Annotated in this window: 1 protein-coding gene; it reads right to left on the bottom strand. The window is 64.7% G+C overall.

What is annotated here, in order from left to right; all coding sequences use genetic code 11:
- The coding region (locus tag M4960_RS19140) for a hypothetical protein (protein WP_248705131.1) at positions 1 to 411 on the bottom strand (411 nt) is incomplete at both ends.

Genomic DNA, 411 nt, shown 5'->3' with positions numbered 1-411 from the left:
TTGGCGAACGGTCGGGCTGCGTTGGCGCCTGGCCGGTGAGGGTCTTGCCGGAGACGTTGGTGATCGTCAACGTGACGACCTGTTCACCGTTGCTGTTGTCGGCGGCGGTCCACTCGTGCTTCCACGTCGCACTCTCGTCCTTGGCGGGGAGACCGTTGGCGCGGTATCCCTTCGGCAGGGTGAGGGCCCAGGAGAACGAATCGCCGTTCTTGATGTCGATGCCGGTGTTCCCGGAGGCGGGCTGCGACTTCCAATTGACGACGCCTTCGGTGCCGTTGGTGAAGACCGTGCCTGCGTCGGGGGTCGCGGTGATGCCGTGGAATCCGAGCGTGGTCGAGAGGTCCTGGATGTTGACCGTCAGCGACTCGCGGTCGATCTCCACGTTGCCGATCTTCTGGACGACGGTGAGGG

The organism is Curtobacterium sp. MWU13-2055 (assembly GCF_023242305.1).
Lineage (GTDB): Bacteria > Actinomycetota > Actinomycetes > Actinomycetales > Microbacteriaceae > Curtobacterium.
This window is presented reverse-complemented; position numbering and strand designations above follow the sequence as displayed.